Genomic DNA, 22,264 nt, shown 5'->3' with positions numbered 1-22,264 from the left:
CCAGAATTACAGCTACAATACTCGGAGCCAGAAACGTACCAGTTTCAAGAAACATATCCGCCAGAGTTGGAAGCTCCAAACCTGGAAGATGTTCAAAGGCTATTAAGTCAGCTTGAAGCAAGCAACCCAGTGGCTGAGTTGGATATTGATAGTATTCTTGAACAAAATACGATTGATATTGCAGCAGAGATAAAAGCGGCTGAGCCTGAGGTACAAACCTTTAGTGAGGTGCCTGAGCTTCAGGGTGTTGAGGAAATACAGGACTGGGTGATTGATGAGCCAGTTTTTGAGGAAGCGCAACCAGAGGTGGATGAACCTCACGCAGTGATCGAACAAAGTATCAATATAGAATCGAACGTCGATACTGAACTCGAAACACAAGCAGATTCCGATATACCAACGGTCTGGGAAAGCACGAAGCGAAGTGAGGACTTCCAAGTTCTTTACTTTGATGTGAATGGTGTCACGTTTGCTGTACCTCTTGATGAGTTAGGTGGTATTCATCGCATTAGCGAGCTTAACCATTTGATAGGAAAACCCGCCTGGTATTTGGGGCTACAAACAAATCGCGAGCAGCAGTTTGATGTCGTCGATACCGCGAAATGGGTGATGGCAGATAAGCTTCGTGATGATAGCTATAAAGATAACTACCAATATGTCGTCATGCTTGGTGAGAGCATGTGGGGGTTGGCCAGTAACCAATTAATGGGGACTGAAACGCTTAATATCGACAAGGTTCGCTGGCGTGAGCAGGCGGGTAAACGCCCTTGGCTAGCGGGCATGGTAAAAGAAAAAATGTGTGCCTTAATTCATGTCCAGGCGCTCATTGACATGCTAAACGCCGGTTTAGATGTCAAATCACTGAATTAGATTTAAGTCGGGAACGACATTAACGAGGATTAACTATGTCTCAAGCTTTTGAAGTAGAAGTGAAGAAAGATGCATCGAATGACGAAGTTCTTCAGTGGGTGACGTTCCAGCTAGAAGAAGAAACGTACGGCATCAACGTAATGCAAGTTCGTGAAGTACTTCGTTATACTGAAATTGCCCCTGTTCCAGGTGCACCAGATTATGTACTTGGTATCATCAACCTACGCGGTAATGTAGTTACTGTTATCGATACACGTTCACGTTTTGGCCTGATGGAAGGCGAAGTCACCGACAACACTCGTATTATTGTGATCGAGTCTGAGCGTCAAGTGATTGGTATCTTAGTAGATAGCGTGGCAGAAGTTGTTTATCTGCGTTCTTCTGAAATTGATACGACGCCTTCAGTTGGTACCGACGAGAGTGCGAAGTTCATCCAGGGTGTGAGCAACCGTGACGGCAAGCTTCTTATCCTTGTGGATTTGAACAAGCTGCTAACAGATGATGAGTGGGACGAGATGGCTCACCTTTAATGGCTGAATGATGATGGCTGAAGAGACTCTTTTATCTGCTCCATTCCTTGCGGGTGGCGTCGCTTTTATCGTGTTAGTATTGGTTGTTTTGCAACTGCGGATTCGCTCGGGGTTACAAAAGCAGTTAGACCAACAACGAGCTCAATCTCGACACGCAGATAAAGAAGTGCAAAAGTTGAGTAAGCAGTTACTCGAAGTGCGCTCGGTTGTCGTTGGTCTTGGGCAAAAAGTGACGGAGCAACAGGACATTATTCAGCACTTAAACGAGAGAATTCGCGAACTCGAACACGCTGATACTGATGGTCGCTTGTACAGTCGCGCTTCTAAAATGGTACAGCTTGGCGCTGATATCAACGAGCTGATTGAAGAGTGCGAACTACCAAAAGCCGAAGCTGAGTTGATGCTTTCACTGCAGAAGAAACTGGCGGGGAAAGAGAAGATTCCACCATTAAGTGGTCAGCCATCAGATGACGCAGAATATCCAGCGCGTGGACGTCGTCGACGCTAAAGGTTATCAAGCGATAAAAAAGAGGCGTTATTACGCCTCTTTTTTTGTTTTTAGCCGCTAATGCTCTTCTTAAATACAACCCTAGATAACCTTCAGTCGATCTTGCTCTTAGCTCTGGCCTCTCAAATTCAAAATGAGCGCTTATAACTACTTATAGTTAATTTTATTAAAGTGTGATGATTAATTAACAAAAATACATGAACTTACATGTAACCTAGCCCTCTTATCCTGTTTTGTCATAACTAAGCTGTGCTAATATAGCGGCTCGTTCATTTTTTAGTTGAAGCTCTATGTTAGAAGTGTCTAACCTGACAGCAATCCGTGATGAAAGGGTTCTGTTTGAAAACCTGCAGTTTGAAATTAAGCCTGGTGAATTGGTCCAGATCGAAGGGCGTAATGGTACTGGTAAAACTACATTGCTACGGATTGTGACAGGGTTAGGTGATAGAGAAGAAGGTGTCATTAAATGGAAAGGCGAAGAGGTTGAAAAATCTCGTGATGTTTTCCATCAAGATCTGCTTTTCTTAGGACATCAAACAGGAGTGAAACGAGAGCTTACCGCATTAGAAAACTTACGTTTTTATCAATCTATTCAAAATAATCGCTCTTCAGACGAAGAAATCTTTATCGCTTTGACTCAAGTAGGATTAGCTGGTCGAGAAGATGTGCCTGTAGCACAACTTTCCGCAGGTCAGCAACGACGAGTCGCATTGGCAAGGTTATGGCTCAGTAAGCAAATTTTATGGATCTTAGATGAGCCGTTGACTGCCATTGATAAGCAAGGTGTCAAGGTGCTTGAATCTTTGTTCGCAAGTCATGCTGATAATGGCGGTATTGTTGTGTTGACGACGCATCAAGATATGTTTGCGGACAGCCCGAAACTTAGAAAAATAAAGCTGGGTGACTGATATGATTTCCTCGATGACCACCATCATTCGTCGTGAGCTCCTAATCGCATTTCGCCGTCAGGCAGACATTCTGAACCCGCTGTGGTTCTTTATTATTGTCATTACTCTCTTTCCTCTGAGTATTGGACCAGAACCTAATTTGTTAGCACGTATTGCAGCGGGCATCGTTTGGGTTGCCGCATTGCTGTCTGCCTTATTATCATTAGAGCGTCTATTTCGTGATGATTTTCAAGACGGTGCACTAGAACAAATGATGCTAATGCCGATTCCATTGCAACTTGTAGTGGTTTCAAAGGTCATAGCACATTGGTTGTTAACAGGGTTACCTCTGATTTTAATTAGCCCATTATTGGCGGTTTTACTTTCGCTCGACTTCAATACTTGGCTATCGGTTGTATTAACCTTGATGATCGGTACACCAACACTAAGTTTTATTGGCGCCATTGGTGTGGCGTTGACTGTTGGGTTGCAAAAGGGTGGCGTTCTTTTGAGTTTGCTTATTCTTCCGCTCTACATCCCAATTTTGATTTTCGCAACATCGGCAATTGATGCTGCCGCACTCGGTATGGCGTATAACGGTCAACTAGCGATTTTAGGTGCGATGCTAATGGGGGCGATGACATTAACGCCTTTTGCCATTAGTGCCGCATTGCGAGTTAGTGTTAACTGACTCAATAAAGTGCCAGTGAAGCGGCGCTTGATCAAAGAATTATTATTAAAGCACTGCTACGGTCTCAACCCTTTAGACAGTGTCCCAGAAGTAAGAGTGAGAACAAAACATGTGGAAATGGCTACATCCTTATGCCAAGCCAGAAGCAGCTTATCGTTTGAGTGGTAAGTTTCTGCCTTGGTTTTCTGTATTGGCCCTCGTATGCTTATCGGTTGGTACGGTTTGGGGGCTTGCATTTGCGCCTTCAGATTACCAACAAGGTGACAGTTTCCGAATCATCTACATTCATGTCCCATCAGCTATTTGGTCTATGGGCGTTTATATGTCGATGGCGATCGCTGCATTTATTGGCCTAGTATGGCAAGTTCGCCTATCTGATATGGCGGCACTTGCGATGGCTCCGATTGGTGCAGTATTTACTTTTATTGCTCTACTTACAGGTGCTGTTTGGGGCAAGCCTATGTGGGGCACTTGGTGGGTATGGGATGCCCGTCTTACATCTGAATTGATTCTTCTATTTCTCTACCTTGGTGTGATTGCGCTTTACCATGCGTTTGACGATCAAAAAACCGCCGCAAAAGCTGCTGGTATTTTAGCGATCGTAGGCGTAGTAAACCTACCTATCATTCACTTTTCCGTGGAATGGTGGAACACGCTTCATCAAGGTGCGACGATCACGAAATTTGAACAACCTTCTATTTCATCCGACATGCTTTGGCCGTTATTGCTGAACATCTTTGGCTTTGCGTTCTTCTTTGGTGCCGTGACGATGGTCCGTTTTCGTAACGAAATCATCAGTAAAGAAAGTCACCGCCCTTGGGTGCGCAAACTCGCAACAGAACAAACTCAGTGAGGTAACTGATTATGCATTTTGAATCTCTGAGCGACTTTTTTGCCATGGGTGGCTACGCATCATACGTATGGAGTGCGTTTGGTATTACTTTCTTATCCATGCTGATTCTTCTGATCACTAGCCTTCGACGCGGTGATGCATTATTGAAAGAAGTGAAAGCAAAAATTGACCGTCAAGCTCGTATCGACGCAGCGAAGAACATGGAGAACACCTTATGAACCCGAGACGTAAAAAGAGGCTAGGTATTGTACTAGCGATCTTTATCGGTATTAGTGCCACCATTGGTTTGATACTTTATGCGCTTAACCAAAATATGGACCTTTTCTATACTCCAACGGAATTGGTTAATGGTAAGCCAGATGGCACCAAGCCAGAAGTAGGCCAGCGTCTGCGTATCGGTGGAATGGTGGTTGTGGGCTCAGTTCGTCGAGATCCTAATTCTTTGAAAGTGAGTTTTGACCTGCACGATGTCGGTCCGAAAGTGACGATTACCTATGACGGTATTCTTCCTGACTTGTTCCGTGAAGGGCAGGGTATTGTTGCTCAAGGTGTACTGAAAGATGCCACGACAGTTGAGGCATTTGAGGTCCTAGCGAAGCACGATGAAGAATACATGCCACCAGAAATTGCAGAAGCGATGAAGAAAACGCATGAACCGCTTCAATACAGCACCGAACAGAAACAAGGAAGCGGCCAATGATTGCTGAAATCGGTCACTTTGCTCTCATTCTTTCGCTTGCAATGGCAGTGCTGTTGAGCGTATTGCCATTGTGGGGAGCATCGAATAATAACACCATGCTCATGAACACAGCGCGACCGCTATCTTGGTCTATGTTCCTGATGCTGTTGTTCTCTTTCGCCATTTTATGTTGGGGATTTTATACCAACGACTTCACGTTACAGTATGTAGCGAGCAACTCGAATAGTCAGCTTCCTTGGTACTACCGTTTAACCGCAGTATGGGGTGCACACGAAGGTTCACTGTTGCTATGGGTGTTAATCCAAGCTGCTTGGACTGTCGCTGTAGCGACGTTTAGTCGTGGTATGCCGCAAGAGTCGGTTGCACGTGTACTTGCTGTTATGGGCATGATCTCAGTGGGTTTCCTACTGTTTATCATCCTAACGTCGAACCCATTCCTACGTACGTTACCGTTCTTCCCGGTTGACGGACGTGACTTGAACCCTCTGCTTCAAGACCCGGGTTTGATTGTTCACCCGCCAATGCTTTACATGGGCTATGTTGGTTTCTCGGTTGCATTCTCTTTTGCGATCGCATCCCTAATGACCGGACGCCTTGATACGGCTTGGGCTCGTTGGTCTCGTCCTTGGACAACCGCTGCATGGGTATTTTTAACACTTGGTATCGCACTAGGTTCTTGGTGGGCTTACTACGAACTTGGCTGGGGTGGCTGGTGGTTCTGGGACCCAGTAGAAAACGCATCATTCATGCCTTGGTTAGCGGGTACCGCATTAATGCACTCTCTTGCCGTGACAGAAAAACGCGGCACATTTAAAGCGTGGACGGTACTATTGGCAATCTCTGCATTTTCGTTGAGTTTGTTGGGCACCTTCTTAGTCCGTTCCGGTATTTTAGTATCGGTGCACGCGTTCGCGTCTGACCCGTCGCGCGGTATGTTTATTCTAGGCTTCCTCGTTTTCGTTATCGGCGGCTCTTTATTGCTGTTTGCCGTAAAAGGGGCAGCAGTGCGTGTACGAGGTAACTTCGACTTAGTCTCACGTGAAAATGCGCTCTTAGCCAACAACGTATTACTTATCGCCGCTCTTGTTGTGGTGTTAGTGGGGACACTGTTGCCGCTCGTACACAAGCAGCTTGGTTTGGGGTCGGTCTCTATCGGTGCGCCATTCTTTGACATGCTATTTGCGTGGTTAATGATGCCATTTGCTTTTCTGCTTGGTATTGGTCCTCTTATTCGCTGGAAGCGAGACAATTTATCTAAACTTGTGAAACCAATGCTCGTTTCAGGTGTGCTTGCTTTCGCCTTGGCCGCGCTATGCGTGTACCTGTTTGCCGATTTCTTCTCAACCATGGCTTACATTGGTTGGGTGATGGCGATTTGGATTATTGCGATGCATGGCTTTGAACTGTACGAGCGCGCAACGCACCGTCATAGCTTTAGTGAAGGTGTTCGCAAGCTGCAACGTAGCCACTGGGCAATGATGTTGGGTCATGTTGGTCTGGCGGTATCTGTTATCGGTATTGCGATGGTACAGAACTACAGCATCGAGCGTGATGTACGTTTAGCACCTGGCGAACACTTCCAAATTCAAGGCTATGATTTCTACTTCTCAGGCTTGCGTGATAAAGATGGTCCAAACTACGATGGCTACATCGCAGACTTTGAGATCACACACGATGGCAAATACGTGAATACGCTTCACGCAGAGAAGCGCTTCTACCGTACGGCTAAGTCTATGATGACTGAAGCAGCCATTGACCGTGGTATTAGCCGCGACTTATACATTGCAATGGGTGAACGTTTAGACGACAACCGATCTTGGGCTGTTCGTATTTACTATAAACCGTTCGTTCGATGGATTTGGGCTGGCTCTTTGATTATGGCATTAGGCGGCGCACTAGCGATTTCTGATAAACGCTACCGCTTCCGTAAATCGCCGAAGAAAAACGCGAAGTCAAAAGAGCAGGAGGCATAACATGAATAAGAAAATCTTATTTATTCCGCTTGTCGCTTTCATGATTCTAGCGGGCATTTTCGCAACACAATTAATGCGTAACCAAGAGGGCGATGATCCAACTAAATTGGAGTCGGTTTTGGTTGGCAAGCCAGTTCCTGAATTTCATTTAGAAGACCTGGCTGAGCCCGGAAAACAGTACGACCAATCAATTTTTAAAGGTGAACCGTTGCTCTTGAACGTTTGGGCAACGTGGTGCCCAACGTGTTATGCAGAGCATAAATACCTAAACGAATTGGCGGGTAAGGGCGTTAAGATCATCGGTATGAATTACAAAGATGATCGTAATAAAGCAATAGGTTGGCTGAATGATCTCGGCAACCCGTACTTGATCAGCCTATTTGATGGCAGTGGTATGCTTGGCCTTGACCTTGGCGTTTATGGTGCTCCAGAAACATTCATTATTGATGCAAATGGTGTGATTCGCTATCGCCATGTAGGGGATGTAAACCCACGTAATTGGTCAGAAACACTGGAGCCGCTTTACAACAAATTGGTTGAGGAGGCGAAGCAATGAGAAAGCTAATTCTTGCCGTTTTTGCTGCGATGACATTATCTCTTGCTGCTCATGCGGCCATTGAAGTGTACGAGTTCGATAACTTGGAACAAGAACAGCAGTTCAAAGAGTTAAGCCATACGCTCCGTTGCCCTAAATGTCAGAACAACACGATCTCGGATTCTAACGCTGAACTTGCTCAGGACTTACGCCATAAGGTGTACGAAATGACCAAAGAAGGTAAGTCCAAAGATGAGATTGTTGATTACATGATCGCCCGTTACGGTAACTTCGTGACTTACAACCCACCATTTACGGTCGCGACTGCGATTTTGTGGCTAGGGCCACTCGCTGTAGTACTGGGTGGTTTTGGTTTGATTGTACTGCGTAGCCGTAAATCTAAAGTTAAGGCAAAAGCGAGCAGTGACGAGCAATGGGATGAGCAAAAAGAAGCTCGTTTAAAAGCATTGCTTGAAGAAGAGAACAACGGAGATAAGAAGTAATGACACTATTTTGGATTTCCACCGTTGCTCTCACGCTTATTGCTTGTGCGCTGGTGGCTTTGCCGCTGCTTAAACAAAAAGCGAACAATGATGATGTGTTACGCGATGAGCTCAACAAGGCATTTTATAAAGACCGACTATCTGAGCTTGCAGAAGAAACTGACGAAGGTCTGGTTGAAAGTGAAGACGAACTGATTTCTGATCTAAAGCAATCACTGCTTGACGATATCCCTGGTGATAAAGCGCAAAAAGAAACCAAGGTTTCTCCAATCGCGGTTTTAGTTCCATCGGTAATTCTGACGGTGGTGCTGAGCTATGGTTTGTATTATAAATTTGGCGCGTCAGACGATATTGTTCAATGGCAAGAAGTGTCTGCAAATCTACCTGAGTTATCGAAAAAGCTGATGTCGGCTTCTTCTGAGCCGCTGAGTGACGATGAAATGGCGGATTTGACCCTAGCCCTTCGAACTCGCTTACATTACCAGCCGGAAGACTCGACAGGTTGGTTACTGCTAGGTCGTATTGCGTTAGCAAATCGTGATGTCACCACAGCTATCGATGCGATGGAAAAATCGTACCGCCTAGAGCCAAAAGACCCAGATGTGATGTTGGGTTATGCACAAGCTCTGATGCTGTCTCAAGAGGAAATGGATCAAGCGACGGCTCGCTCATTACTCGGCAAGCTGATGCAGCAAGACTATGTCGATCTGCGTGTGTTTTCTTTGTTAGCGTTCGATGCGTTTGAGCGTCAAGACTTCCCGGCTGCCATCAAGTACTGGGGAATCATGCAGCAAATGATTGGTCCAGAAGATAGCCGCTACGAGATGTTGTCACGCAGTATTGAGAGTGCTCGTAAGCAAATGGGCGAAGCGGTTTCACAGGATAAGAGTGTAGCTGTGACAATTGATGTGGCACCAAATGCTCAGTTGGATCCAAACGCAGTTCTGATTGTGTCAGTACATCGTTCAGATGGCTCCCCAATGCCTGTGGCTGCTGCTCGTTATCCGCTAGGTACTTTCCCTCGCACAGTCGTATTAGATGATGGCAATGCCATGATGCAAGGGCAAAAGTTATCTTCACTCGATAAGCTAATCGTCCGTGTGCGTGTAGATTCTGACGGTAACGTAGCAACGCGTGATCAAGATTGGCACGGAGAAAGTGACGTCGTTGAATTTGGCGCACCAGTAGAAGTGACCATTGATCAGCAGTATTAATTGTTAACATCTGTCTCTGAAACATGACAACGAGGTAGAGTCAGTTGCCTTTAGTGGTATGACTCTAAACGATCGAGTAGAATACCGAAGGCCAGCGATTGCTGGCCTTTATTTATTCCCATATCTGAGTCATCTTTACTATGTATCCTGCTCAACATACGTACAATGGTTAATCGGGGTGACTTAGGTACATTAATAGTCGTTATGGAAAATAAAATGTATAACAAGGGTAAATCTACCTTCTTGTTGCTGTTAGCCGTTGGACTGGTTGGCTGTTCAAGTGCGCCTGATGAAGCAGTAACAGGACAAGAAACAAATCAAACGACTTCTGATGTGTATGACCCGTTGGAAGGCTTTAACCGAACCATGTGGGAACTCAACTACGAATATTTAGATCCGTATTTGGTTCGTCCTGTATCACTTGCGTATGTAGAATACACGCCAGTTCCTATTCGTTCTGGTATTGCTAACTTCTTATCGAACTTAGATGAGCCAGCAAGCATGGTTAATAACTTAATCATGGGTAATGGTACGAAAGCCGTGGACCACTTTAACCGTTTTTGGATTAACTCGACGTTCGGTATTTTCGGTTTATTCGATATTGCAAGTGCCGCGGGTATTACGAAGTACGACGAGAAAGCGTTCAGTGATGTAGTAGGCCACTATGGTGTTGGAAATGGTCCTTACTTCATGGTTCCAGGTTATGGTCCGTATACCTTACGTGAAGTGACAGATACCGTAGATAGTACGTATTTACCCCTCTCTTATCTCAACTTCTGGGCGAGTTTGGGTAAGTGGGCGTTTGAAGGAATGGAGAAGCGTGCTTTATTAGTACCGCAAGAAGCGCAGCTAGACTCGTCGCCGGATCCATATATTCTAACTCGCGATGTTTATATCCAGCGTCAAAACTTTAAAGCAGAAGTTGAAACGGTAGAAGAAGTTAACATCGAAGAAGAAGAGTATTTAGATGAATATCTAGAAGACTTTTAAGCGTTGTTCTTCACAATAGAGAAATGAAAAAAGGCTTAGCTGATGCTAAGCCTTTTTTGTATTTTGCAGCTTGGTTAGAAACGGTAGTTTGCTTGAACACCGATTAGCCAAACATTACCCGTAGTTTCGCCTACGAATTGGCCACCGACTTGTTCTGCAGTGTCGTCTGACTTGTAACCACGAGACTCAACGATTGGTGCGTCTTTCGCAAAAATATAGGTGAAGCCAGCATCTAGGCTGAAGTCTTTCGTCCAATCGTACGTTGCGCCAATACTTAGCCAAGTGCGGTCAGTTTCTGGAATAGTGATCGTACGGTTTTTGTCGCTTACCGCTGAAGTATCGTATGCAATACCAGTGCGTAGCGCTAGCTTAGGATCAAGCTGGTAAGTAGCACCAACAGCAAAGCGATAGTTGTCTTCCCAGTTTTCTACTTTAACCATATGCGTGCCAGCAGTATCTAGACGTGCTTCCAATTTCTCGAAAGAGCTCCAATCCGTCCAGTTAACGCTTGCGTGTAATGCAAGTTGGTCTGTTACTTGGTGGAAGCTTGCCAACTCAGCCGTTGCAGGCAGGTTTAGATACATGTAGCCGTTGTCGCGTTCAGAAGTGCCGAAGCCAAAACCAAGACCTTCAGCATGGCCTTCAAGCTTCAGTTCAACTTCAGATTTGTACGCGAAGCCGATACGGTTATTTTCATTGATCTGCCATGCTGTACCAACTTGCCAGCCCCAAGCGGTATCGTCACCTTCCATGTATTTTAGAGCGGTACCTTGAGGAACACTGATTGGTTGATTAGTTTCAGGATTTAACCCTACAACGTTATTCTTAGGAGCTGCTGCGCCAAAGCTGCCTTCGCCGATGATGTAACGGATACCACCACCAACGCTGATTGATTCATTGACTTTGTAAGCTGCGTTTAAGTTCGCTTCCATTGTCGTTACGCTTGCTTCGTTACCGAAGTGCGATGCACCAAAGCCTTTACCTAAATCGGTTTCCATGCCGTAGTTGGTGCCAAATGCCAAACCAATCGCGAATTTCTCATTATATTGGTGTGATAGGTAGAAGTTTGGAATGATTGCATCATGTGCGAAGTCATCTGAAGATGCAGAAGAAGTGCTACCGTGGAAGTTTACATCACCTTCAATATCAATATTTGGGTTCACATAGATTGCACCAACGGACACTTGAGTGCCTTCCAAATAAGTTAGCATTGCTGGGTTACGCCATTGTGCACTTGCGTTGTCAGCCATTGCAGCTTCACCAGCATATGCTCGACCTAGGCCTGTTGCAGAATATTCAGCAAGTTGGAAACCTGCTGCGTTAGCCATGCCCGTTGTGCCAAGTAGGCTTAATGCCACTGCTGTTGATAGAAGAGTCTTGTTGGTTTTCATTCGAATGTTCGCTGATTTGTTTATAACGTGGGACGAAAGTTTAAAGGTAGAGTTTTTACTTTAGAAATGAAAATCCAGCGTAAGTGGTCTTTTGAAATATTATCCTTTAAAATGTTATTTTTGCGGTTTAATAATCTAACTGTGAAAGGCTTGTAAACGGAATTCAGCGAACAGCTGTGCGTCCTAATTGTGAGATTTAGATACACGTGTTCACTCAAATTGAGTGAGCAATAAATCGCAGATATGAAAAAAGGCTGGAAATCCAGCCTTTTATATAAAGTATTTTTCTACTAACTAACAGCGAAGCGTTTAGAAGCTACGGCTGTATTGTAAGCCGAATAGAATTGCATCAGCATGAGTTGTTGCTGTTACACCGGTAGAAAGACCAGGAGCTAATTGAGTATTCTCATTAACTTTTACATCTTCACCTAACAAGTACGTGAAGCCAAAATCGATGTTTGAGCTATTATCAATATGGTAAGAGAAACCTGTGGAGAACCACTGGCGATCTGAGTCTGGTACCGAGATAGACGTTACTTTATCTTGAGCGCTTGTGTCGTACATGTAACCAGCACGAAGTGTCCAGTTGTTGTTTAGGTAGTAAGTACCACCAATTGCGTAGTGCCAGCCATCTTGCCATTGATAGTCTTTCGAGTAACCACCTTTAAGTAAACCCTGATTTAGGTTCTCAAAATCAATTTGGTCGAAATCTTTCCAACCGATGTATTGGATGCTGTAGTGTACAGCAAACTTAGTGTCTTGGATTTTGTGGAAACCAGAAAACTCGGCCATATCTGGTAGAGGTAGCGTGATTTCCTGACCTTTGTCGTCTTTTGCCGTAAATTCAGGGCTGTAACGATACGCTAGACCAAAACGGTTGTTTTCATCTAGTTCGTACACAGTACCTACGTTAAAACCAACAGCCCAACCATCAGCTTTATCTACGTCCAGAATTTTTTGACCGCCAACCCTTGGGACTGAAGAGCTAGTTGTACGCTTCATTGTGCCTTGGCCGTAGATTAAATCTAAACCAGCACCAAAGCTCCATTGTTCGTTTAAACGGTAAGAACCCGCCAATCCAAAGTTGAAGCTTTTTACATCCGTAAGACCACCGTACTCTGTTGCGGTGTAGTTATCTGAAAATTCAGTTTTAGTGCCGAAATTAGAGTATGCGTTTACGCCCCATGCAAACTTGTCATTTACTGGAACGATTAGGTGAATGTTTGGAGCTATTGACGTATCACCCACATCATCAGTATCAGCAACACTTACAGTATTGGAGCCCAAAGGAGTATTAACGTTATATTTCGCATCTTTCACTTCAATCATTGAAGTAATGCTTTCGAAACCTAGCGACAGTTCCATTTTATCAAACAGAGCCATTGCTGCTGGGTTACGAGCCATTACTGCTGCATTATCTGCGATTACTGCATCACCAGCAAATGCACGGCCGATGCCAGTTGCTGATTGAGCGTTGATTTGGAAACCCGCTGCCATCGATTGACCTGAGGCAAAAGCTACCGTTACTGCTAGGAGAGTCTTTTTAAACAGACGCGTGTTCTGAGTCATTTGTTTTTCCTTATTAGATTCGTCTCTTTGGACGATAAATTGAGCTTTTGCTCAGTGGCGCAGATAGTAGTATCAATAGTTGCTTGGACAAATCCGACCATTGGATAAAATTGAATAAAAATTGCAGAAATGATGTCTAAAAGACGGGAAATTGCACTTAAAATGCATAATTTAGAGTTTAAGCTCTAAATGCGATAGGGGTGGTGAATGTTTTGTGTTCTATTTATACAAAAATGCCGCTAAATAAGATCATTTAGCGGCATTTAACCTTTTGAAGGCTGGAAATCGTCGAAGTTGTTACATTGGCTTAATCATTGATGCAAGAGTCGTAGCGATCGCATCAATATTTTCACCTTCTTCCCCGACTAAAATCAGGCTTGAACTCCCGACGGGCTGAACGATTCCGGTCATGCCATCCTTACTAAAGTCGGTACTTTGTTCGCTTGGAATACCAGTAATAAATAACGTTACTTTACCTTTTGGACCTTGGAACACCATATGCACCGCATTGGATTCGCCAAAACCGCAGTGGTTTAGGTAGTAAACGTGATATGGAAAGTTTTCACTAAACTGGTAATGAAATGGCGACATTTTCGCATTAATTTGCGAGCTCGGTACATCCTCATCAAGATGACGAACAAACGGTTCTTCATGAATAACGTGTTTCATCGCGGTATCCGCTAAACTGGCTTGTGCTGGAGACACCAAAACATTTCCCCAGTTTACTTGACCAACGAATAATCCTGCGGTGAACGCAATAGAAGCGGCAAGTGCCATTGCTTTGCGGACAAAGTTTGGTCTGACGACCTTCTCTTCATCAAGTGCACTCGACGTCTGGCTAAATAAAATCTTATCTGCGAGATCTTCGGGTACATCCACATTCATGGCTTGTTTAATTTTTACATCGAGATCCAAAACGTCATCAACAAACTTATTGTTGGCGTCGCTACCAGCTAAAGCTTGCAGAATCTCTTCATCCTTTTGTTTTGGATCCGACAAAATACGACGACGAAATTCTAAATCATCCATTCTTTTGTCCTCTCTTGGTATCTTGAGAATCCAACATCTCTTTAAGTTGATTACGAGCGCGAAATAGTCGAGTCATCACTGTGTTTTTATTTAAATCAAGAATGTCGCCAATTTCTTCTCCACTGAAACCACCGACAACTTGGAGAAATAAAGGCTCACGATATTCAACATCGAGCTTCATGATCTGTGCCTGCAGCCATTCTTGCTGATGATGTGAGTCATCGCTGACTTTAGCATCATTGCCGTAATCATCGATATCAACTAAATCAAATTGTTTACGTTCGAAGCGGCGCGCATTTTCTCGTCTCAATATTGTGATGAGCCAAGACTTGGCAGCTTTTTCGTCTTGGAGGCTATCGAGTGACTTCCAAGCTCTAAGACAGGTTTCCTGAACTAGATCTTCCGCGACCGCTTTATCTTTGCACAACCAATATGCGTAGCGGTACAAGTCACGATGATACCCTCGGACGAGCGCTTCGTATTTTCTTTGCTTGTCCATATCAGAGTTGACCGGACTGTTGGAATTTTTCTTTCCAAACATTTTTAATATGGCCACAGGAGCCTCCATCCTCGCTCTGTGAGTTTCTTATTTGTTCTGAGCATGACTTTACTTGCTTCATCGCTTAGCGGTTTTGGTTGCAGGATTTGTCATGCAACCCCTTTGACACAATAAGCCATGTGGTTACCTAAAAGTGTATACGCAAATGTCAGATATCATCGAACACGAATTGATATATATTGTTAACAATATCATCATTAGTAATCAATGGCTTGGATAAGTTCACTCGATGGAGCATTAAAAGGGACTTCTGATGGTGGATTCTTGAATTATTTTGAATCAATAATCGCTCTAGGTGAGCTTAAAACTCGTAAAATCACTATAAAATTGATCTATTTCAAAATATCAAGCAGTGAAGGGGTTATAGTACACCTTGTCATCTCGTTAGTCATTGCGACTAACATGTTGAGCAAGATGACACTTCCTTTTGAAGGCTGACTTTACTTTCTCCTAATCAGGAAACTGATTACTTTTCAATTGGCGTAAGTTAATTGTTTTATAGATATTCCGACCACACAGTTATGTGTGGTTTTTTTTTTGCTTCGATTTTACTTTCCGTATACCTCTTACCGTTTTAACTCTCTATAGTTAACCATTAGTAATCGCATAAGAATCAAAGAAGTAGAGTAATTGAACTACTTGCTTCACGTTTATTTAAACGCACGTTTGATAAATTTAACAAATTCATTACAATGCATCAGGTCAGACCTCTTGTATTTAAGGAGAAACAATGGGCAAGCAGGAAGTAAAAACACGCAATGGTGAGCGTGTCGCTATTGTCGCGGGGCTTCGAACTCCCTTTGCTCGTCAAAGCACGGAATTTAGCCAAGTGCCAGCGGTCGATTTAGGGAAAATGGTAGTAAGCGAAATGCTTGCTCGAACAGATATTGATCCGAAGCTAATCGAACAAGTGGTATTTGGACAAGTAGTACAAATGCCTGAAGCGCCAAACATCGCACGAGAAATCGTGTTAGGCACTGGTATGAACATCCATACTGATGCATACAGTGTGACTCGAGCGTGTGCGACGAGTTTTCAAGCGGCGGTTAATGTCGCAGAAAGCATCATGGCGGGAACCATCGATATTGGTATTGCTGGCGGTGCAGACTCTTCTTCCGTCCTGCCTATTGGCGTATCAAAGAAACTGGCCGCTAATCTGCTTGCTCTTAGTAAGACAAAAACAATGGGTCAGAAGCTTAGTATCCTCAAAAACTTGAGCTTTAAAGACCTGATGCCAGTGCCACCAGCAGTAGCAGAGTACTCTACGGGTTTATCCATGGGACAAACTGCAGAGCAAATGGCTAAAACACATGGTATTTCTCGCGCAGAACAGGATGCGCTTGCACATCGTTCTCATACGCTGGCTTCTCAGGCTTGGAAAGAAGGAAAAATCCAAGATGAAGTGATGACGGCTTTCCCTGAACCATACAAAAAATGGATTTCGGAAGACAACAATATCCGTCATGACTCAACGGTTGAGGGATACGCGAAATTGCGACCTGCGTTTGATCGTCAGTATGGCAGTGTTACGGCAGCGAACAGTACGCCATTGACTGATGGTGGTGCGGCAGTGATGTTGATGCGAGAAGGTAAAGCGAAAGAGCTCGGAATGGAGATCCTTGGTTACATCCGAGGTTATGCATTCTCTGCTATCGGCGTGGAAAAGGACATGCTGATGGGGCCGACTTATGCCACAGCGAAAGTGCTTGAAAATACAGGCTTGGAACTGTCAGACCTGACGTTGATCGACATGCACGAGGCCTTTGCTGCTCAAGCATTGGCGAATGTGAAGATGTTTGCTTCCGATAAGTTTGCTCAAGAAAACCTTGGTCGCTCAAAAGCGATTGGTGAAATTGATATGGATAAGTTCAACGTGCTTGGCGGATCAATTGCTTATGGTCACCCATTTGCTGCGACTGGTGCGCGTATGATGACGCAAACCCTACGAGAGCTAAAACGCCGTGGCGGTGGTATTGCATTGAATACTGCATGTGCTGCTGGTGGTCTTGGTGCGGCAATGATTCTGGAGGTTGAGTAATGAGCGAGCAAAAAGCATTTAGTCTAAAGGTTGATGAGCAAAATATTGCTTGGTTAGCCATCGATGTTCCTAATGAAAAAATGAATACGCTGCAGGCGGCTTTTGCTGACGAAATGAAAGAAATTTTTGCTCAGCTAAAAGACTCCAGTGGTATTAAAGGGATGATCATCCACTCCCTAAAACCGGACAATTTTGTTGCGGGTGCTGATGTTCGAATGCTAGAAGCATGCACCACAGCAAGTGAAGCGGAAGCCTTAGCAAGGCAAGGTCAGGAGTTGTTCCAGCAGCTATCGGACTTACCTTATCCTGTCGTTGCGGCTATTCATGGCCCATGTTTGGGCGGTGGTTTAGAACTGGCTCTTGCATGTGATTATCGTGTTTGTACGGATTCTGACAAAACGCGTTTAGGTCTGCCAGAAGTACAACTTGGTTTATTGCCAGGTTCTGGTGGTACTCAGCGTCTGCCACGTTTGATTGGCCTGTTACCGTCGTTGGACTTGATCCTGACGGGTAAACAACTTCGTGCGAAGAAAGCTAAAAAATTGGGCGTTGTGGACGCCTGTGTGCCTGACACCATTTTGCTCGACGTAGCAAAACAGTTTATCGACAAAGGTAAAAACAAGGGCACGAAAAAGCTATCGACGAAAGAAAAGGTGATGTCTGGTAGCGGGCTAGGGCGCAAGTTTGTATTTGAGCAAGCTGCGAAGAAAACGAATCAAAAAACTCGCGGTAACTATCCAGCAACGGTTGCAATTCTAGAAGTTATTCAACATGGCTTAGAGAAAGGCTTCGCTAAAGGTCAAGAACTTGAAGCGAAGCGCTTCGGTGAGCTTGTGATGAGCTCAGAGTCAAAAGCGCTCCGTTCGATCTTCTTTGCCACAACAGAAATGAAGAAAGAAAATGGCACGGATGCGAAACCAGCACCAGTTCATAAAGTTGGTGTGCTTGGTGGTGGTCTGATGGGTGCCGGAATCAGCCATGTGTCTGTTGCAAAAGCAAAAGTACCTGTTCGCATCAAAGACGTTAGCAACGATGGCGTTTTAAATGCGCTCAACTACAACTACAAGTTATTTGAGAAACAGCGCAAACGTCGCATTCTATCCAAGGCCGATCTGCAAGCGAAAATGCTGCAACTGTCTGGTGGTGTCGATTTTACCAGTTTTAATCATATTGATGTCGTAATTGAAGCCGTTTTTGAAGACTTAGATCTTAAGCAAAAAATGGTGGCGGACATTGAAGCAAACGCTAAGACAGAAACTATCTTTGCGACCAATACTTCTTCGTTGCCTATCCACAAAATTGCAGAAAAAGCGGAGCGTCCAGAAAACGTAGTGGGTTTGCATTACTTCAGCCCGGTAGAAAAAATGCCGTTGGTGGAAGTGATTCCGCATGAAACGACGTCAGATGAAACCGTTTCAACAGTTGTTGCACTTGCTAAGAAGCAAGGTAAAACCCCGATCGTAGTGAAAGACAAAGCGGGCTTTTACGTGAACCGCATTCTTGCTCCATACATGAACGAAGCGGCGCATATTTTGTTGGCTAACGAACCGATCGAAAAGATTGATACGGCGTTGCTTGATTTTGGTTTCCCTGTTGGCCCGATTACCTTGTTGGATGAAGTTGGTGTCGACATTGGCGCGAAAATTATGCCGATCCTGGTTAATGAGTTAGGTGACCGATTCAAAGGGCCGGATGTGTTTGATATCTTGTTAAATGATGGACGTAAAGGACGCAAGAGTGGTAAGGGGTTTTACACTTACAAGGGCAAGAAGAAAGATGTCGACAAATCGGTTTACAAACTGCTTAAGCTCGACCCTGAATCTAAGCTAAGCGATAACGATATTGCGTTGCGCTGTGTGCTGCCAATGCTGAATGAAGCGGTACGTTGTTTGGATGATGGCATCATTCGCTCGCCACGTGACGGTGATATTGGCGCGATATTTGGTATTGGTTTCCCACCGTTCTTGGGTGGCCCGTTCCGTTACATGGACCAATTTGGTATTAAGGAGCTCGTAGAGAAAATGAATGAGTTTGCATCGAAATATGGCGATCGTTACGCGCCATGTGATGGTTTGCTCACTCGAGCTGGTGAAGGGACAACGTTCTATTAAACGTTGCTTCGGTAGAGAAAAAGGCTTGCCAGTGGCAAGCCTTTTTCATAAAGAAGAAATGGTTACTTCTTCTTGTCTTTCTTATCTTTATTGTGGCCTTTACCAGGGTTGTCGTCCCCATGAACGCTGCTATTACCTTTTTTGTCTTTATCATTCCACTGTTTTGAAGAGCAATCATCTGATTTGATGGATACATTGTCTCCGCTAAGGCGCACACAGTCGTCACTTAGTTCGAAACCATCGCCTTTGACTGAGATTTCAGCGTGAGCAGATGCCAATGGCAGTATAAGAGCCACAAGTAAAAGTGCTTTTTTCATGATTACCTCATTAAGTTATTTTTAGTGCGGTAATTAGAGCATAAGCCGCAATGGCGCAATTTCAATTTTCTGCCAATTATGGTGCCGATTCAATCTATGAGACCGACAACCTCATGGGTTTGTAGGTTCATTCTAGTAATCGACAATTTTATTTCTGCGCAACTAGATCACCCCAAGCCGCAATCTTTTGGCCGAAGTTGGAACTCTTCAATCGATCCTATTTCTTGTCCTAGATGGATGCGCGGAGCCTCCGAATGCGCTTGACCTTGAGAGTGCATGATCAAACGATTTGCAGTACGAGGTTTCAATTCGTTCACAACGAAGCGAATCATGTCTGCGCGCGTCAGCTTCTTCAACTCCGCCAGTACCTTGTCACGTTGGTTAAACTCAGTGTCCTTATTTCCTATCGCAACCCAAAGACGTTGAGCCCGTCCTCGAAGTGTGGTGTCCGGCGTTGCTATTTGGTTCCACAAGCCGCGCTTACTGCTGTGCCATTGGTAATCGTTTAACTCTAACAACACCATATAAAAGGCATTTAAAAACTCATCGATTGAGGTAACCAGCTCGGCAGGTGCTGCATTAGGTGACTGCACATACAGTACAATACCAGGGTGACGATTTAGCGGCATATTGCCAGTGCCTACCATGTAACCTAATTGCTGCTTGGTACGGATTTCGTGGAAAAACGTTGCCGACATAAGGTGATTGGCCAATGAGTATAGCGCGATACTACGAGGCTCAATATCCTCGCACTGGTGGTAAATAACGACCGCGGAATCTTGCTGGTTACAATGCACCTCACGTTGAAAACTGCCATTTTTACCTAGCATAATGAGCGGACGAAGTGCTTCTTCATAACGTTGCTCGTTAACTCTTAGAGCATCTTTTAAAGTCGTTGCCATGTCATGGGCTTGCTGGCGTTGCCAGTCTCCGTAAACAAACATTTCAACGTGCAGTTCTGCAAGAATGGATTCTACGAATACCGAGAGTTCATCGACTTCGATTTCTTCTAGCGCTTCGACTAAGGTTGCGAAAGGCGGGTTATTGGGTTGAAGTAACCCAGTAAGTGCGTTAAACAGCTGCGAAATAGGGCGATCTTGTGAAGCATTTCTCCAGTTTCGTAACAGTTGTTGTTTGATGGTTTCAAAGCGAGCAGGGCTGAAATCTCGAGAAGCAAAACGGTGCAGAATCATTTCTAGCAACTGAGGCAGCTTTTGACTGAACCCTGAGAGGGTTAAGGTCACGCCACCTTGGTGAGCGTACATGTTGTAACCCATCCCTGCGATTTCTGCTTGATAGGTTTCTTTTGCTAGCGAATCGAGGAACATCTCTACACATAAGCGCGTTTTGACGATGTTCTTTGGTGATGCAACGGCATGAGAGCTGTCGATAGCGACATAAACGACACCTTTAGGCACGCGAAATTCGTCATCTTGCAAATGCCACAGCCGAAACCCTTCGAGATCCTCAATCAACTCTGGCAGCGAATCACCATTTTCGAGTGGCATGGGGTCGAGGTCGTAGCAAATATAAGGGTTCTTTTTCGGTAAGACGAATTGCCAGCTTGGGTCGATTTGTTGATAGAAACGACGTTGGTCCTCACTAAAAGGTGTGACGGAGTACGGGGTAAAGTACCATTCGGCAGTACGGTTGTATTCCAGGCCTTTAGCAATCAAAGTGACGCGTACATTATCGATGGTTAAGTATCGCAGCAATGAACGCTGTAACTCCTCATCGTAGCCCGCCATTTTGTAGTCACCATAAACCGTGTCTTCCGGTTGATAGTGCTGCATGTTGATCACCAGATGGCTGACGAGATCCATTGGGCGCGATGGCTCTTGGAAGCGGAAAGCCGATTCTAAGACCGCTTGTTTTTCGAGATAGCGCCATTCATCTAACCCGTCTTGTTTGATCATCGAGAGGTATTGAAAAACCGCTTGAACGATATCATCAACATGATCTAAGCCGTTTGGCGTCAGGGTGCAGCTTACGGTAAAGTCTCGGTAGTTACTGCCACTCGCGCCGCCGCCCGCTGAGAGAGAGGTAATCCAGCCTTTTTCTTTGAGTTGAAGCATCAAACTGCCTTCTCCTTCATAACCCAACAGGTGAGCAAAGTAGGAGAGTGGCTTCACGCTATAATGCGCATCCATTCCTGGCATGGGGAATGTGAGAATCAGTTTACGGAACTCTTTGAGCGGCTCGACTTGAACCAAAATGCCCGTGCTTTCCTCAGTGCCGATCGGTACATCAATCGATTTTCCACGAAGATGGTGATTTGGGATGTCGGCAAACATGGCTTCTACCCAAGCTTGCTGTTCATCGAGCGGCTGTGGCCCAAATAGAGTCAGTGTCATCAAATCGGCGGAATACTGAGAGTGGTGAAACTCCACAATTTCGTCGCGGATGGATTTACCATCTCGGTCGCCAAGAGTATCTAAGTTTCCGACAGAGAATTTTGAAAACGGGTGCTCTGGATTGATGACTTCTTTGTTAACTTGATACAGGCGACGAGAATCATCATTGAGTTTGAGCTTGTATTCGGAGTCGACAGCCTGGCGTTCTTTGTCTAATGCTTCTTCGTTAAACAAAGGTGCGGTAAAAAATTGGCTAAATCGATCTAAGGCACTTTCAAAGGCATTTGGAGCAATATTGAAAAAGAAACAAGTGTGCTCTGTACCAGTCCAAGCGTTGTTTGTTCCACCGTGTTGGCTAATATAGCTTTGAAACTCGCCCACTTTAGGGTATTTTTCCGTACCCAAAAAAAGCATGTGTTCTAAATAGTGTGCCAGACCTTGGCGATCGTTTGGGTCGTCGAAGTGTCCAACGTTCACTGCCAGAGCAGCTGCCGACTGTTGAGCTGTATCGGAATGAATCAGCAGTACACGCAGTTCATTGCTCAAGGTAATGTAGCGGTATTGATTTGAATCGTTAGGACTTAGATGCACGATGCGTCTCCAGATTTCGCATTACAGTAATTTAGGCTCCCCTCGCGGGGG

General features: G+C 44.8%; 21 protein-coding genes. 15 read left to right on the top strand and 6 right to left on the bottom strand.

Annotation, left to right across the window (positions count from 1 at the left end):
- From R7Q38_RS14415 to R7Q38_RS14355, 13 genes are all read left to right on the top strand, one after another.
- Positions 1 to 870 (top strand): chemotaxis protein CheW (locus R7Q38_RS14415; protein ID WP_248393831.1); only part of this gene is annotated, 870 nt, incomplete at its 5' end.
- Positions 871 to 905: 35 nt separating this feature from the next.
- Positions 906 to 1,400, top strand: coding sequence for a chemotaxis protein CheW (locus R7Q38_RS14410; RefSeq protein WP_005380507.1), 495 nt, complete (start codon positions 906 to 908; stop codon positions 1,398 to 1,400).
- A gap of 13 nt (positions 1,401 to 1,413) precedes the next feature.
- Complete coding sequence (locus R7Q38_RS14405) at positions 1,414 to 1,908, top strand: DUF2802 domain-containing protein (protein ID WP_025998721.1); 495 nt, start codon at positions 1,414 to 1,416, stop codon at positions 1,906 to 1,908.
- Positions 1,909 to 2,198: 290 nt separating this feature from the next.
- Positions 2,199 to 2,816, top strand: coding sequence for a cytochrome c biogenesis heme-transporting ATPase CcmA (gene ccmA, locus R7Q38_RS14400; protein WP_005380511.1), 618 nt, complete (start codon positions 2,199 to 2,201; stop codon positions 2,814 to 2,816).
- 1 nt (position 2,817) lies between these two features.
- Positions 2,818 to 3,486 (top strand): heme exporter protein CcmB, encoded by a 669-nt coding sequence (gene ccmB / locus R7Q38_RS14395; protein ID WP_005380512.1) that lies wholly within the window; start codon positions 2,818 to 2,820, stop codon positions 3,484 to 3,486.
- A 109-nt stretch (positions 3,487 to 3,595) separates the two neighbouring features.
- On the top strand, positions 3,596 to 4,339 hold the full coding sequence (locus R7Q38_RS14390; RefSeq protein ID WP_005380513.1) for a heme ABC transporter permease: 744 nt from the start codon (positions 3,596 to 3,598) through the stop codon (positions 4,337 to 4,339).
- An 11-nt stretch (positions 4,340 to 4,350) separates the two neighbouring features.
- The gene (gene ccmD / locus R7Q38_RS14385; RefSeq protein ID WP_005380515.1) at positions 4,351 to 4,557 is read left to right on the top strand and encodes a heme exporter protein CcmD; all 207 of its coding nucleotides are present in this window, start codon (positions 4,351 to 4,353) and stop codon (positions 4,555 to 4,557) included.
- The gene (ccmE, locus tag R7Q38_RS14380; RefSeq protein ID WP_005380516.1) at positions 4,554 to 5,039 is read left to right on the top strand and encodes a cytochrome c maturation protein CcmE; all 486 of its coding nucleotides are present in this window, start codon (positions 4,554 to 4,556) and stop codon (positions 5,037 to 5,039) included. The genes ccmD and ccmE overlap by 4 nt, the downstream gene beginning before the upstream one ends.
- Positions 5,036 to 7,012, top strand: coding sequence for a heme lyase CcmF/NrfE family subunit (locus R7Q38_RS14375; protein ID WP_017635943.1), 1,977 nt, complete (start codon positions 5,036 to 5,038; stop codon positions 7,010 to 7,012). Before ccmE ends, R7Q38_RS14375 begins: the two co-directional genes overlap by 4 nt.
- Before the next feature lies 1 nt (position 7,013).
- Positions 7,014 to 7,568 (top strand): DsbE family thiol:disulfide interchange protein, encoded by a 555-nt coding sequence (locus R7Q38_RS14370; RefSeq protein ID WP_005380518.1) that lies wholly within the window; start codon positions 7,014 to 7,016, stop codon positions 7,566 to 7,568.
- Positions 7,565 to 8,050 (top strand): cytochrome c-type biogenesis protein, encoded by a 486-nt coding sequence (locus tag R7Q38_RS14365; protein WP_005380519.1) that lies wholly within the window; start codon positions 7,565 to 7,567, stop codon positions 8,048 to 8,050. Before R7Q38_RS14370 ends, R7Q38_RS14365 begins: the two co-directional genes overlap by 4 nt.
- Positions 8,050 to 9,264 carry a c-type cytochrome biogenesis protein CcmI gene (gene ccmI / locus R7Q38_RS14360; RefSeq protein ID WP_213969682.1) on the top strand — a complete coding sequence of 405 codons (1,215 nt, stop codon included), beginning with the start codon at positions 8,050 to 8,052 and terminating at the stop codon, positions 9,262 to 9,264. Before R7Q38_RS14365 ends, ccmI begins: the two co-directional genes overlap by 1 nt.
- 216 nt (positions 9,265 to 9,480) lie before the next feature.
- Entirely contained in the window at positions 9,481 to 10,254 is a 774-nt protein-coding gene (locus R7Q38_RS14355) for a VacJ family lipoprotein (protein ID WP_170893577.1), read from the top strand.
- A 74-nt stretch (positions 10,255 to 10,328) separates the two neighbouring features.
- Here R7Q38_RS14355 and R7Q38_RS14350 read toward each other — a convergent pair whose 3' ends face one another.
- The 4 genes from R7Q38_RS14350 to R7Q38_RS14335 all read right to left on the bottom strand — a co-directional run bounded on the left by R7Q38_RS14350 (position 10,329) and on the right by R7Q38_RS14335 (position 14,811).
- On the bottom strand, positions 10,329 to 11,645 hold the full coding sequence (locus R7Q38_RS14350) for an outer membrane protein transport protein (RefSeq protein WP_047104363.1): 1,317 nt from the start codon (positions 11,643 to 11,645) through the stop codon (positions 10,329 to 10,331).
- A gap of 309 nt (positions 11,646 to 11,954) precedes the next feature.
- Positions 11,955 to 13,214, bottom strand: coding sequence for an outer membrane protein transport protein (locus R7Q38_RS14345; protein WP_005384451.1), 1,260 nt, complete (start codon positions 13,212 to 13,214; stop codon positions 11,955 to 11,957).
- A 297-nt stretch (positions 13,215 to 13,511) separates the two neighbouring features.
- Positions 13,512 to 14,243, bottom strand: coding sequence for a DUF3379 domain-containing protein (locus R7Q38_RS14340; RefSeq protein ID WP_054576272.1), 732 nt, complete (start codon positions 14,241 to 14,243; stop codon positions 13,512 to 13,514).
- Positions 14,236 to 14,811 carry a sigma-70 family RNA polymerase sigma factor gene (locus R7Q38_RS14335; protein WP_005380528.1) on the bottom strand — a complete coding sequence of 192 codons (576 nt, stop codon included), beginning with the start codon at positions 14,809 to 14,811 and terminating at the stop codon, positions 14,236 to 14,238. Before R7Q38_RS14335 ends, R7Q38_RS14340 begins: the two co-directional genes overlap by 8 nt.
- A gap of 721 nt (positions 14,812 to 15,532) precedes the next feature.
- Between R7Q38_RS14335 and fadI the strand changes: the two genes are divergently transcribed.
- Together fadI and fadJ are read left to right on the top strand one after the other, a co-directional pair.
- Positions 15,533 to 16,840, top strand: coding sequence for an acetyl-CoA C-acyltransferase FadI (gene fadI / locus R7Q38_RS14330; protein ID WP_005384447.1), 1,308 nt, complete (start codon positions 15,533 to 15,535; stop codon positions 16,838 to 16,840).
- Positions 16,840 to 18,951, top strand: coding sequence for a fatty acid oxidation complex subunit alpha FadJ (fadJ, locus tag R7Q38_RS14325; RefSeq protein ID WP_005384446.1), 2,112 nt, complete (start codon positions 16,840 to 16,842; stop codon positions 18,949 to 18,951). The genes fadI and fadJ overlap by 1 nt, the downstream gene beginning before the upstream one ends.
- 62 nt (positions 18,952 to 19,013) lie before the next feature.
- Here fadJ and R7Q38_RS14320 read toward each other — a convergent pair whose 3' ends face one another.
- Together R7Q38_RS14320 and R7Q38_RS14315 are read right to left on the bottom strand one after the other, a co-directional pair.
- Positions 19,014 to 19,268: a hypothetical protein gene (locus R7Q38_RS14320; RefSeq protein WP_005384444.1), complete on the bottom strand. Its 255-nt coding sequence runs from the start codon at positions 19,266 to 19,268 to the stop codon at positions 19,014 to 19,016.
- A gap of 167 nt (positions 19,269 to 19,435) precedes the next feature.
- A complete protein-coding gene (locus R7Q38_RS14315) occupies positions 19,436 to 22,213 on the bottom strand; it encodes an insulinase family protein (RefSeq protein ID WP_086046947.1) in 2,778 nt (925 codons plus the stop codon).
- Positions 22,214 to 22,264: the final 51 nt, after the last annotated feature.

Origin of the sequence: Vibrio sp. Vb0598 (assembly GCF_033338935.1) — a bacterium.
GTDB classification, from domain to species: domain Bacteria; phylum Pseudomonadota; class Gammaproteobacteria; order Enterobacterales; family Vibrionaceae; genus Vibrio; species Vibrio alginolyticus.
Note: the sequence above shows the minus strand (reverse complement) of the source record. Positions and strands in the feature narration are given on the sequence as shown.